This is a genomic window from Blastococcus saxobsidens DD2 (assembly GCF_000284015.1).
GTDB lineage: Bacteria > Actinomycetota > Actinomycetes > Mycobacteriales > Geodermatophilaceae > Blastococcus > Blastococcus saxobsidens_A.
Map to the genome: position 1 here is coordinate 3,714,728 of NC_016943.1, position 12,865 is coordinate 3,727,592.

Annotated in this window: 10 protein-coding genes; 2 read left to right on the forward strand and 8 right to left on the reverse strand. The window is 73.6% G+C overall.

The window, feature by feature from the left end; genetic code table 11:
- Positions 1 to 161 precede the first annotated feature (161 nt).
- From gatB to gatC, 4 genes are read right to left on the reverse strand one after another with little or no spacing between them, the layout of a single operon-like run.
- Positions 162 to 1,658 (reverse strand): Asp-tRNA(Asn)/Glu-tRNA(Gln) amidotransferase subunit GatB, encoded by a 1,497-nt coding sequence (gene gatB, locus BLASA_RS17590; protein ID WP_014377564.1) that lies wholly within the window; start codon positions 1,656 to 1,658, stop codon positions 162 to 164.
- Positions 1,655 to 1,852 carry a hypothetical protein gene (locus BLASA_RS17595; protein ID WP_014377565.1) on the reverse strand — a complete coding sequence of 66 codons (198 nt, stop codon included), beginning with the start codon at positions 1,850 to 1,852 and terminating at the stop codon, positions 1,655 to 1,657. Before BLASA_RS17595 ends, gatB begins: the two co-directional genes overlap by 4 nt.
- Complete coding sequence (gatA, locus tag BLASA_RS17600; protein WP_014377566.1) at positions 1,849 to 3,372, reverse strand: Asp-tRNA(Asn)/Glu-tRNA(Gln) amidotransferase subunit GatA; 1,524 nt, start codon at positions 3,370 to 3,372, stop codon at positions 1,849 to 1,851. The genes BLASA_RS17595 and gatA overlap by 4 nt, the downstream gene beginning before the upstream one ends.
- Entirely contained in the window at positions 3,369 to 3,686 is a 318-nt protein-coding gene (gatC, locus tag BLASA_RS17605) for an Asp-tRNA(Asn)/Glu-tRNA(Gln) amidotransferase subunit GatC (RefSeq protein WP_041776676.1), read from the reverse strand. Before gatC ends, gatA begins: the two co-directional genes overlap by 4 nt.
- Before the next feature lie 168 nt (positions 3,687 to 3,854).
- On the opposite strand from gatC, the gene BLASA_RS17610 reads away from it, so the two are divergent.
- The gene (locus BLASA_RS17610; protein WP_014377568.1) at positions 3,855 to 4,523 is read left to right on the forward strand and encodes an ACT domain-containing protein; all 669 of its coding nucleotides are present in this window, start codon (positions 3,855 to 3,857) and stop codon (positions 4,521 to 4,523) included.
- A gap of 76 nt (positions 4,524 to 4,599) precedes the next feature.
- Positions 4,600 to 6,657, forward strand: a complete 2,058-nt coding sequence (locus tag BLASA_RS17615; RefSeq protein WP_166486578.1) for a DUF222 domain-containing protein — start codon at positions 4,600 to 4,602, stop codon at positions 6,655 to 6,657.
- A 222-nt stretch (positions 6,658 to 6,879) separates the two neighbouring features.
- Here the strand turns inward: BLASA_RS17615 and BLASA_RS17620 are convergent, their stop codons facing one another.
- The 4 genes from BLASA_RS17620 to BLASA_RS17635 all read right to left on the reverse strand — a co-directional run bounded on the left by BLASA_RS17620 (position 6,880) and on the right by BLASA_RS17635 (position 12,857).
- Positions 6,880 to 7,167, reverse strand: a complete 288-nt coding sequence (locus BLASA_RS17620; RefSeq protein WP_014377570.1) for a hypothetical protein — start codon at positions 7,165 to 7,167, stop codon at positions 6,880 to 6,882.
- 62 nt (positions 7,168 to 7,229) lie between these two features.
- On the reverse strand, positions 7,230 to 9,410 hold the full coding sequence (gene ligA, locus BLASA_RS17625; protein WP_014377571.1) for an NAD-dependent DNA ligase LigA: 2,181 nt from the start codon (positions 9,408 to 9,410) through the stop codon (positions 7,230 to 7,232).
- 57 nt (positions 9,411 to 9,467) lie between these two features.
- Complete coding sequence (locus tag BLASA_RS17630; RefSeq protein WP_193345666.1) at positions 9,468 to 10,484, reverse strand: methionine synthase; 1,017 nt, start codon at positions 10,482 to 10,484, stop codon at positions 9,468 to 9,470.
- Positions 10,485 to 10,529: 45 nt separating this feature from the next.
- On the reverse strand, positions 10,530 to 12,857 hold the full coding sequence (locus BLASA_RS17635) for a bifunctional metallophosphatase/5'-nucleotidase (RefSeq protein ID WP_014377573.1): 2,328 nt from the start codon (positions 12,855 to 12,857) through the stop codon (positions 10,530 to 10,532).
- Positions 12,858 to 12,865: the final 8 nt, after the last annotated feature.

Genomic DNA, 12,865 nt, shown 5'->3' on the forward strand with positions numbered 1-12,865 from the left:
CCTGACGAGCGGAGCCGCTGCGTCGCGGCTGCGCGGAACCCTCCGGGCCCCACTCGCCACGACAGGGCGACTCGCGGTACAGCAGCCGCCCCCTGTTGAGCTGAGCGCGCCCGTCGTTCCCGGCGGGAGCCCTCCGGGCCCCGCGCCGGGAACGACCACACTCAGGTGAGGCGTTCCTCCAGCATTCGCTTGACGGTGGCGGCGTCGGCCTTGCCGCGGGTGGTCTTCATGACCGCACCGACCAGTGCCCCGATCGCCTGCACCTTGCCGCCGCGCACCTTCTCGGCCACGTCGGGGTTGCCCTCGATCGCCGCGTCGACGGCGGCCACCAGCTCGTCGGACTCGCCCATGACGGCGAGACCGCGGGACGCCACGACCTGCGCCGGACCGCCCTCGCCGGCCAGCACACCGTCGAGCGCCTGCCGGGCCAGCTGGTCATTGATGGTGCCCGCGGAGACGAGGCCGATCAACTCGGCGACCTGCGCCGGGGTGACGGCCAGCTCGCCCAGGTCCGTCCCGGCGTCGTTGGCCCGGCGGGCCAGCTCGCCCAGCCACCACTTCCGGGCGTCGGCCGGCGAGGCGCCGGCGGCCACCGTGTCACTCACCAGCTCGACGGCGCCGGCGTTGACCAGCCAGGCCATCTCGGTCGGCGAGATGCCCCACTCGTCGCGGAGCCGGGACCGGCGGGCGGCGGGCAGCTCGGGCAGCCCGGCGCGCAGCTTCTCCACCCACTCCTCGTCCGGGGCGAGGGGCACCAGGTCGGGCTCGGGGAAGTACCGGTAGTCGGTGGCCTCCTCCTTGCTCCGCCCGGGCGAGGTGCTGCCGGTGTCCTCGTGGAAGTGGCGGGTCTCCTGCACGATGCGCTCGCCGGCGTCCAGGACGGCGGCCTGGCGGCGCATCTCGAAACGCACCGACCGCTCCACCGAGCGCAGCGAGTTCACGTTCTTGGTCTCGGTGCGGGTGCCCCAGTCCAGGCTCCCGACCGGCGCCAGCGAGGTGTTCACGTCGCAGCGCAGGTTGCCCTGCTCCATGCGGACCTCGGAGACGCCGAGGGCGAGCAGGATCTCCCGCAGCTCGGTGACGTAGGCGCGCGCGACCTCCGGGGCCTTCGCAGCGGCACCGGGGATGGGGCGGGTGACGATCTCGACCAGCGGGATACCGGCCCGGTTGTAGTCGACCAGCGAGTGGTCGGCCCCGTGGATGCGGCCGGTGGAGCCGCCGACGTGCAGGTTCTTGCCGGTGTCCTCCTCCAGGTGGACCCGCTCGATCTCCACGCGGTAGGTCTCGCCGTCGACCTCGACGTCGAGGTGCCCGGCGGTGCAGAGCGGCTCGTCGTACTGGCTGGTCTGGAAGCCCTTGGGGATGTCCGGGTAGAAGTAGTTCTTGCGAGCGAACCGCGACCACGTGGCGATCCGGCAGCCCAGCGCCAGCCCGATCCGGATGGTCGCCTCGATCGCCGCGGCGTTCGCCGCCGGCAGCGACCCCGGCAGGCCGAGGCACACCGGGCAGGTCTGGGTGTTGGGCTCGGCACCGAAGGTGGTCGAGCAGCCGCAGAACATCTTGGACTCGGTGCCCAGCTCGACGTGGGTCTCCAGCCCGACGACCGGCTCGTAGCGGGTCAGGACCTCGTCGAAGTCGACCAGGGTGTCGGTGCTCATGAGGGGGTGTTCTCCTTACGCCCGGGACGGCCGGGGGGCTGGCTGCGCCCGGTGAGCCACGCCCCGACCCCGGTCAGCAGGCCGAGGACGATGAAGACGGCGAAGATGGCACGGCCGGTGGTCAGCCACAGCACGAGGCCGGCGAGGACGACGAACGCGGTGAGCGCCCACGCCGCCTTCATGGCGCCGTTCACGCCGCGCTCCCCGGGGCGGTGCGGCCCAGCTCGTCGAGCAGCCGGTGCCCGCGGGCGGCGTCCTGGGCGGCCTCCAGCGCGGCGGCCACCCGGTAGCAGCGGTCGTCGGCCAGCGCCGGCGCCATCACCTGGAAGCCGACCGGCAGGCCCTCGGACAGCCCGCAGGGCACCGAGATGGCCGGCACCCCGGCCAGGCTGGCCGGCAGGGTGCAGAGGTCGGCGGCGTACATGGCGATCGGGTCGTCGACCCGGGAGCCCAGCGGGAAGGCGACCGTGGGCATGGTGGGGCTGACCAGCACGTCGACGTCCGCGTAGGCCGCGGCGAAGTTCCGCGTGATCAGCGTCCGGACCTTCTGCGCCTGGCCGTAGTAGGCGTCGTAGTAGCCCGCGGAGAGCGCGTAGGCGCCGAGGATGATCCGCCGCTTCACCTCCGGGCCGAAGCCCTGCTCACGGGTGAGCGCCATGACCTCGTCGAGGTCCCGGCTGCCGTCGTCGCCCGCCCGGAGCCCGTACCGGACGCCGTCGAACCGGGCCAGGTTGGACGAGGCCTCGCTGGGCGCGATCAGGTAGTAGGCGGGCAGCGCCAGGTCGAAGGCCGGGCAGGAGACCTCCCGCACCTCCGCGCCCATGCTCTCGAGCAGGGCCACCGCCTCCTGGAAGCGGGCCAGCACACCCGGCTCGTAGCCCTCGGCGTGCCCCTCGCCACCCAGCTCGCGGACGACGCCGACCGTGAGGCCGGCCAGCTCGCCCTCGGCACCGCGGCGGGCGGCCTCGGCGAGCACGGGGACGGGGCTGTCGATGCTGGTGGAGTCGTAGGGATCGTGCCCGGCGATCGCCTCGTGCAGCAGCGCCGCGTCGAGGACCGTGCGGGTCATCGGCCCGGCCTGGTCGAGGCTGGAGGAGAACGCGATCAGGCCGTAGCGGGACACCGAGCCGTAGGTGGGCTTGTGACCGACCAGCCCGGTGACCGCGGCCGGCTGGCGGATGGAGCCACCGGTGTCGGTACCGATCGACCACGGCGCGAGCCCCCCGGCGACGGCGGCCGACGACCCACCCGAGGACCCGCCGGGGATCCGGCTGTGGTCCCAGGGGTTGCGGGTGATCCGGTAGGCGGAGTTCTCCGTCGACGAGCCCATCGCGAACTCGTCCATGTTCGTCTTGCCCAGGAGGACGGTGCCCGCGGCCTTGAGCTTCGCGGCGAGGGTCGCGTCGTACGGTGGACGCCAGCCCTCGAGGATCCTCGAACCGCTCGTGGTGGGCACGCCCTCGGTGACGACGACGTCCTTGAGCGCCATCGGGACGCCGGCCAGCGGGCCGAGGTCACGGCCGGCGACGCGGGCGGCGTCGACGGCCTCCGCGGCGGCCAGCGCGGCGTCGGCGTCGACGTGCAGGTAGGCCCCGAGCTCGCCGTCCTCGGCCGCGATGCGGTCGAGGTAGGCGCCGGTGACCTCGACGGAGGTCAGGTCGCCGGCCTGGAGCGCGGTGCTGAGGTCGGCGGCGCTGGTGGTGGTGATGGTCACGACTCCTCCCCCAGGATGCGCGGCACGCGGAAGCGGCCGTCCTCCGCAGCGGGGGCGCCGGCGAGGACGACGTCGCAGGGCAGGCTCGGGCGGGCGACGTCCGGCCGCATGACGTTGGTCATCGGAACCGCGTGCGTGGTGGGCGCGACGTCCGTGACGTCGGCCTTGCCCACCTCCGCGACGGCGTCGAGCACGGCGGCGAGCTGGCCGGCGAAGAGGTCCAGCTCCTCCTCGCTCACCGCCAGCCGGGACAGGTGGGCCAGGTGCGCCACCTCGTCGCGGGTCAGGTGGCCCTTCGGGGAGGGGGTGCTCATGCTGCGGTGGAACTCCACTTCGGCAGTGCCCGTCGGCCCGCTCTCGGCCCGGGACGTGACCGGGACACTGTACGTGGGCCCCTCCGGCCGCTGGTCAGCGTGAGAGGCTCTCCCCGACCGCGATCGACGGAGATCGGCCCGAACCGGCGAGGACTCCCCGGAGGAACCGTGTCCTTTCTCCTGCGGCTCGTGCTGCCCGACCGCCCCGGCATCCTCGGCGCGGTGGCCACCGCGCTCGGCGCGGCCGGGATCGACATCATCTCCCTCGACGTGCTGGAGCGGGGCGACGGCATCGCCGTCGACGACGTGGTCGTCGACCTGCCCGGCGACCGGCTGCCCGACAGCCTCATCACGGTGGCGCAGGCCGTACCCGGCGTCCAGGTCGAGTCGCTGCGCCCCTTCGCCGGTCCGCTGGACACCCACCGGGAGCTCGAGCTGCTCGACGCACTGGCCCACGAGGCGGGCGGCGCGGCGACGTTGCTGGCCGCCGAGCTGCCCCGGGTGCTGCACAGCGGCTGGGCCGTGGTGCTGGAGTGCGAGGAGGCGGCTGACACGTGGCACGTCGCCGCGGCGTCGGATGCGGCGCCCGCGTTCGAGGGGCTGACCCTGCCGTGGCTGCCGCTGACCACCCCGCAGCTGCTGCCCAGCGAGGAGGAGTGGCTGCCCGAGCGCTGGCAGGAGATGGCCATCGAGATGATGGCCGCCCCCTACGGCGGCACCGCTCGCGCCGTGGTGATCGGCCGGTCGGGCGGCCCGGCCTTCCGGCGGTCGGAGTTGCTCCGCCTGGCGCACCTGACCGGGATCGCGGCGACGGTGCAGGCCCTGCCCCCGGCCTGAGGTTTCCCGCGTCTCCTCGCCCGACCTTCCGCTCGCGACCCCGTTTCTGTCGGTGGTCGAACGTATGATCGAGCACATGGAGCAGGAGACCACTCTCGCGGCCGGCACCGCCGGTGCGCCTGTGGCCGGCTGGGCGTCGGGGCCGTTGGGCGCGGTGCAGGCCGCCGATCGGGAGATCGCCCGGCAGACGGCGGTGCGGGCGCGGGCGGTGGCGGAGTTCGCGGCGTCCCGGCCGGCGTCGGTGGACCGGCAGCCCGGTGAGCCGGGTGCGATGAGCGCGGCGCGGCGGGCCGCCCGGCCCGCGGTGCTGGCTGATGTGTCGGAGTGGACAGCCCAGGAGCTGTCGATCGCCCTCGGGCTGAGCAGGCAGGGCGCCGGGCAATTGCTGGAGCGATCACTCACCCTGGTGCACAAGCTGCCCGGGACCGTGGATGCGATGGAGTCCGGGCTGCTGCACGACCGGCATCTGTGGGCGCTGCTGGAGCGGGTCGCGCCGGTCACCGACGAGCAGAAGCGGGCCGACCTCGAGCGGGACGTGCTCGCCTGGGTGGCCGAGCGGGCCGGCAAGCGGCAGATCACCACCCCGGCGCAGCTCGGTGGAAAGCTGCGTCGGATGGGTCTGGGCCGCGACCCTCGGCAGGACGCGAACGAGCTGCTGGCGGCGCTCAGGGAGCGCGGGGTGTGGGCACGGCCGGACCGCCGGTCCGGCATGGCGGCGTTGACGGCACTGCTCACCCAGTCCGAGGCGCAGGCGGTGGTCGACGTGCTGGGCCGGTACGCCGACGCCCTCGACGACCCCGAGGACCGCCGCACCCGGGGGCAGAAGATGGCCGACGTGCTGCTCGACCTGGTGCTGCGCCCGGGTGAGAGCCAGCTGCCGCCGGTACAGGCACAGCTCACCGTCGTGGCCGGGGTGCGGACCCTGGCCGGTGGCGAGGAACCCGGCGAGATCGGCGGTGAGCCGGTGCCGGCCGAGATGGTCCGGGCACTGGCGCGCGGCCTCGGTCTGCTGGCGGTCCCGGCAGCAGACCCGGCGGATGCCGGGTCGACCGGCGAGGGCCTGGTCCCCGGCCACCTGCTCGCGCAGTGGGAGGTCGAGACGTCGCCGCCGGAGACCTGGCCGGACTGGCTGCGCGACGCCGACGAGCGGTGGTGGGCGGAGCTGGAGGCCCGCGCCCTGGCCGGCGGATGGGGCGGTGAGGACGATCCGCCACCGGAGGTACGGCAGCGGCTCTGGGACGAGGAGTCCGAAGGGGCCGCCCAGCTCCGGGCCGACGACGGCGAGCCGGGCGCAGCGCACGCAGCCGTCCCCACCCGGGAGGACGAACGGTGGGCGGCCACGGAGTCCGCGCCCTGCGGGGCCCCGGCCCCGACCCCGGCCCCGGCCCCTGCCCCTGCCCCGGCGCCGGCCGGGCTGTGGCCGGCCGCGCATGCGGCCGTGGACGAGGCGAGCCTCGCCCTGCTGGCGCTGGACCGGGCAATGAACCGCGCCTCCGGGGCGGTCGACCGGGCGCGGATGGCCGACCACGAGGACGAGGAGAGCTGGCGGCGCAGCCCGGCCGGCCGGATCGACGCGGCCGGATCGGACCTGGCAGCGTTGGTCGCGGCGACCGCCCCCCAACGCGCCGCGCTGGCCGAACTGCTCGACCGATCCGGTGGCGGCACGCTGGTCGACCGGCCACGCATCGCGGTCGTCGACGAGCTCACCGGCGCCCTGCTGGCACTCACCGACGCCCGCGAACTACGCCGCAGGGCGCACTGCGGCCGACCGGCCTGCACCCGCCGGCCCGAGACCTGCGAGCACGACCTCACCGGCCGGCCCGGCCTCGGCCCGCCACCACCCACCGACGGCTACCGACCCGGGGCGGCACTGGACCGGTACCTGCGCGCCCGCGACCGCCGCTGCCGCTTCGCCGGCTGCCGCCGCCGCGTCCCGCGGGGCGGGGAACTGGACCACAACACGCCCTACCCCGACGGGCCGACCAGTGCGGAGGACCTCACCGGCTTCTGCACCGGCCACCACCGCGGCAAACACCAGGCACCCGGCTGGACCTACGACCTCGACCCGACCGGCACCCTCACCGTCACCACCCCCACCGGCCTGGTCGCTCAGACCGAACCGCCCCCATTCTGAGTCCGAGTGGGTGTTCCAGACCTCACGAGTCGCTGCCGTCTGCGACCGTCGCCACCGGTGACCTTGCCGCCGCGTCCCTGGATCGCTGCGACGGCCTGGTCACGGCTGTAGTCATCGGAGCGACCCGGTGACGACGATGGTCCTGAGACGCGTGGCTCACTCGTACCGGTTCTGCCGGCCCGCCTCCCGGATCGGTTCCGACCCGACGCTAGGGCAGCGGGCCTACTTCCCGACCGGCGTGGTCCCGAACATGAGGACCCGGCGACCTACGTCGTAGTGGACGTCATCGCTGTGCCGGAGGAGGTCCTGCAGCACATCGGCGTCATCCTCGTCGAGGGTGACCACCTCTTCCCAGGCACCTTGGTCGAGGACCAGCTGCAGCGTCCACACCCCGGACTCGCCGGGCTCCTGGGCGGTCCAGCTGAACTGGTAGTGCGACAGCTGGCGCACCCGGATGCTGTCATCGGTGACCGGCTGCGGGACCTTCGGCGTGCTGGGCTGCTCCGACATGGCGACCTCTTTCTGTTTCGGTGGTTGGTCGAGGCCCCCTACCCCGATGACCTGCGTCACAGTCACGTGGTCGGTACATCTCCGCCGCCGGGCTCATTCCCGTCGCCGGTCGTGGCGACCTCGCGTGCCGCATCGGGCCCCTCCTCGAGCAGCACGCGGAAGCCGTCGTCGTCCAGGATCGGCGCCTTCACCTGCACGGCCTTGTCGTACTTGCTGCCCGGGTCGGCACCCACGACGACGAAGCCGGTATTCTTCGAGACCGAGCCGGTGACCTTGCCACCGCGTTCCTGGATCGCCGCGACGGCCTGGTCACGGCTGTAGTCGCGGAGCGACCCGGTGACGACGACGGTCACGCCGGTGAGCGGACCGGGTCCGGCGTCGTCCCCCTCGTCGGCCATGCGGACGCCGGCCTGCCGCCACTTCTCGACGACGTCGCGGTGCCAGTCGACGGCGAACCAGTCCCGGATCGACGTGGCGATCGTCGGCCCCACGCCGTCCGCGGCCGCGAGCTCCTCCTCGCTGGCCTCGGCGATGCGGTCCAGCGAGCGGAAGTCGCGGGCCAGCGCCTGGGCCGCCGTCGGGCCGACGTGCCGGATCGACAGGGCGACCAGCACCCGCCACAGCGGGACGTCCTTGCGGGTCTGCAGGTTGGTGAGCAGCTTCGCGCCGTTGGCCGACAGCGTGCCGTTCTTCCTGGTGAAGAACGCCGAGCGCTGCAGCTGCTCCCGGTCGAGGAAGAAGAGGTCGCCCTCGCCCTGCAGGAGGGAGCTCTGCAGCAGGGCGATCGCCGCCTCGTACCCGAGGTTCTCGATGTCGAAGGCGCCGCGGCCGGCCACGTGGAAGACCCGCTCCCGCAGCTGTGCGGGGCAGGACCGCGCGTTCGGGCAGCGGATGTCGGCGTCGCCCTCCTTCTCCGGGCGCAGCCCGGTGCCGCACTCGGGGCAGTGGGTGGGCATGACGAACTCGCGCTCGGACCCGTCGCGCGCCGCCACGACCGGGCCGAGCACCTCGGGGATGACGTCGCCGGCCTTGCGGATGACGACGGTGTCGCCGATCAGCACCCCCTTGCGCTTCACCTCGCTGGCGTTGTGCAGCGTGGCCAGCTGCACGGTCGAGCCGGCGACCTTGACCGGCTCCATGTGGGCGAAAGGCGTCACCCGTCCGGTGCGGCCGACGTTGACCCGGATGTCGAGGAGCTTCGTGGTGGCCTCCTCCGGCGGGTACTTGAACGCGATCGCCCAGCGCGGGGCGCGGGACGTCGAGCCCAGCCGCCGCTGCAGGGCCACCTGGTCGACCTTCACGACGACGCCGTCGATCTCGTGCGCCACCGAATGCCGCTGCTCGCGGTAGCGCTCGATGAAGGCCCACACGCCCTCGAGGTCGTCGACGACCTCGTACCGGTCGCTGATCGGCAGCCCCAGCGCCCGCAGCCCGTCGTAGGCCGCCGACTGCCGGTCGGGCTCGAAGCCCGTCCGGGCCCCCAGGCCGTGCATCACCAGGCGCAGTGGGCGTGACGCGGTGACCTTCGGGTCCTTCTGCCGGAGTGAACCCGCGGCGGCATTGCGCGGGTTGGCGAAGGGCGGCTTGCCGTCGGCCACCTGCCCGGCATTGACCTCGGCGAACGCCTCGACCGGGAAGTAGATCTCGCCGCGCACCTCGAGCAGCGGCGGGACGTCGTCCCCGGTCAGCTGCTGCGGGACGTCGGCCATCGTGCGGACGTTGGCGGTGACGTCCTCGCCCGTGACGCCGTCGCCGCGCGTGGCGGCCCGGACCAGACGCCCCTTCTCGTAGACCAGGTCGACCGCGACACCGTCGACCTTCAGCTCGCACAGGTAGCCCGCGCCGGCCGCACCCTCGCGGTCGACGCGCGCTGCCCACGCCGACAGCTCGTCGCTGCTGAACGCGTTGTCCAGGCTCTGCATCCGCTCGAGGTGCTGAACCGGCGCGAAGGTGGCGGTGAAGCCGCCGTTGACCTTCTGGCTGGGGGAATCGGGGCTGACCAGCGCCGGGTGCGCCGCCTCCAGCGCCTCGAGCTCGCCCATCAGCTCGTCGTACTGGCCGTCGCTGACCAGCGGCTCGTCGCGGACGTAGTAGGCGAAGGCGTACCGGTCGAGTGCCTCCGACAGGTCGCGGTGCCGGGTGCGGACGTCGTCAGGCACCTCGGTGAGGTCTTCCCGGTCGGTCGGCGCGCCGACGGGAGGGTGGTCGACGCTGGGGTCCTCGAGTCCGGCCTCGCTGGTCACGCGGGAACGGTATCCGGCGGGTACGACGGCCGACCGGCGGTCACCCGGTCGGGGCGATCACTCCGGGCGCAGATACTTTCCGGCTTCTCGTACCTGCCCCATGGCCGCGCGGGCGTAGGCCGGCGTCGCGCCGGCCAGCCCGCACGCGGGGGTGAGCGTCACCGCATCCGGCAGCTGCTGGAGCGGGAAGCCGAGCTCGCTCCACCACGCCTGCACCCGTGAGGCAGTGGCCTTCGGCGCACCGAGCGGGGCGTCGGTGCCGGGCACGACGCCCAGCAGCAGGTGCACCCCCGCCTCGACGGCGGTGCCGACGGCGTCCAGGTCCTGGACGAGGCCCAGGTCGAAGGAGAGACCGGTGGCGCCTGCCGCGCGGAACAGATCCAGGGGCATGCGCGGGGCGCAGCAGTGCACCACCACCGAGGCCGGCAGCGCCCGGATGACGGCGGCGAGCTCCCGCTCGATCACCTCCGGCTCGACGGCCGAGAGCTTGCCGAAGCCGCTGACCGTGGGGAGCCCGCCCTGGAGGACGGCCGGGACCGACGGCTCGTCGAGCTGGACGACGACCTGCGCCCCCGGGACCCGCGCCTGCACCTCGCGCACGTGTGCGGCCAGCCCCTCGGCGAGCGACTGCCCGAGGTCGCGGCGGGCACCCGCGTCGACGACGGCCCGGTCACCCCGGGTCCGCTCGAGCCCGGCGGCCAGCGTCCAGGGGCCCGCGGCCTGGACCTTGAAGGGGCCGGTCCAGCTCGCGGCGACGTCGTGCAGCGCATCGAGGTCGCGGTCCAGGAACTCCTGCGCCCGCTGGTGGTCCACCCCCGAACGGGGCACCAGCCGCCAGCCGGCGGAAGTCAGGTCCACCGCGAGGTCGACCAGGAGCGCGGCGGTGCGGCCGAGCATGTCGGCGCCGGCACCCCGGCCGGGCAGCTCGGGCAGGTGGGCGAAGTCCGGGAGCTCCCCCACCACCGTGCGCAGCGCCTCGGCCGGGTCGGTGCCCGGGAGGGACCCGACGCCGGAGGCCGGCCCCCAGAGGATGGGGACCGGCCTCGGGTCGGTGCTGTCGGTCGGAGTGGCCACGACGGCGACGGTAGCCGCCACCGTCGCGGCCGCGTCACGCCCGGGTCAGCGGTTGCTCAGCCAGATCAGCAGTTTGGCGACGAGGTCCTGGATGAACTGCTTGACCGTGTCGGGCGTGGGAGTCGGGGTCGGAGCGGGGCCACCCGACCCGCCGGAGGCGACGGCGAGAGCGACCGACGCCGTCTCGCCGCTCTTCCCGGTGAGGACCACCTCGTACTTCCCGGGCTGCACGTCCCGCGGCACCCGGAACCGGATTTCCACCGTTCCGTTGCGGTCGGCGCGGGCCGAGCCGACGGTGCGGTCACCCAGCGTCGCGGAGACCTTCTCACCGCGGGAGAACTTCGTGCCCGTGACGGTCACCTCGTCGCCGGGGCGCACCTCGTCGTCGCTGATCGCCGCGGTGGCGTCGCAGGCCGGGCCCGGGGTCTGCGGACCCTCGACCGCGGGAGTCCCGTCGACGGTTGTCGGCTCGGCCGGCTCCTCACCGCTGCCGCCCAGGCCCTCGGCCGGTGCCGGGGGCGTCGTGAAGGTGGTGGCCGTGCCGTGGTCGGCCGCCGGCGGTGCCACCGGGCTGTTCTGCTCGAAGTAGAAGACCGCGCTGTCCACGTCGAGCGGACCGGTCGCCGGGGCGGTCCCGTTGGTGAAGGCGGAGAACTGGTCACCCCCGGCGATCAGGAACGAGTTCGCGGCCACCCGGTAGTTCCCGGCCGGGTCGATGAGCACGCCGTCCAGCGTGATCGTGGCCGGGTCGACCCGCTGGCCGTAGGGCTGCGCGAGATCGTAGGAGTAGGCGAACCCCTCTGAGGTGCCGAGGGCGAGGACGGTGCCGCGCGGCTGGTCGAGCTGGAACTGCTGCTCCAGCACCGCGCGGATGTCGGCACCGGTCAGCGTGATGGTGTTGACGGTGTTGCCGAACGGCTGCACCGCGAACAGGTCGGCGAAGGTGAGCTCGCCGGCCGGCAGGTCGGCCCTCAGGCCACCGGGGTTCATGAACGCGATCACGGGGGAGCCGTACTGCTCCTCCTGCACAGCCTGCAACTGCATCTCGGCGACCAGGTTGCCCAGGCTGGACTCCGTGCTCCGGTCGGGACGGGTCATCGCCGCGGTGGTCGACCCGACCGGCACGCTGCCCTCCTCGAGGCCGCGCTCCTCCCAGTACGCGACGATCGAGGCGACCTCCTCGTCCGGGGCATCGCGGGTCACCGGCACGTTGACCGCCCGGTAGTCGGCGCAGTACCGGTCCACGTCGCCGGTCCTGCCGTCCAGGGTGAGCCGGATGTCGGTGACCAGCCGGCCGTAGTAGCCGGCCTGGGTGACCAGCCGCGGCGCGCCGGCCGGGTCGGTGAGCAGGCAGTCGTAGGCCTGGTGGCTGTGTGCGCTGACGATCAGGTCGACGGCGGGGACGACCGCGTTGTTGATGTCGACGACCGGTCCGCTGAGGAAGTCGCAGCCGTTGGCGAGCTCGGCGTCCTCACCGGTGCTCTCGCCGCCCTCGTGCACGAGCACGCCGATGGCCTCGATGCCCTCCTCCTGCAGCACCGGGACCCAACGGTTGACCGCCTCGGCCTCGTCGATGAACTCGACGTCGGTGATGCCGGCGGGCGCGACGATGCTCGGGGTGGTGTCGGTGACCACGCCGATCAGCGCGATCTTCTTGCCGCCGCCGACCTCGATGACCTGGTACGGGGGCAGCATCGGCTCCCCGGTCTCCTTCGAGATCACGTTGGCCGCGAGGAAGGGGAAGTCGGCGCCGTCGAAGGCGTGCTCGCCCTCGCCGAAGCAGCCGGTCTCCCCCGGGACGATGCCCTCGCACGCCTCGACGTCGTCGGTGAACGTGCCGTCGGTGGCACCGGAGATCCGGCGCAGCTCCTCGGTCCCGCGGTCGAACTCGTGGTTGCCGACCGAGGAGACGTCCAGCCCCATGGCGTCGAGGACCTCGATGGTCGGCTCGTCCTTGAAGGCGCTGGAGTTGTACGGGGAGGCGCTGACCAGGTCGCCGGCGCCGACGAAGAAGGTGGCCTGCTCGCTGCCGCCCTGCTCGACGAACGTCTGCTGCGCGGCGTCGACGGTGCCGGCGATGTTCGCGGCGCCGCCGACGGTGATCGTCTCGTCGTCGACCGGATCCGTCCGGTCGTCGGGGGTCTGGTCCCCGTGCAGCCCGTCGGGGCCCGGGCCGACGACGAGCTCGCTGTCGCCGTTGGTCGTCGTCGAGATGCGGCCGTGGAAGTCGTTCATGGCCAGCAGCTGGACCGGGACGTCGGCGACGGGGGGCTGACCGTGGCGCGGCGCCGCCGACGCCACGGACGGGGCGACCACGGCGGCCGACGTGGCCACCACCAGGGCCAGGGCCAGGGAGAGGCGCGATCTGCGCAAGGAGTCCT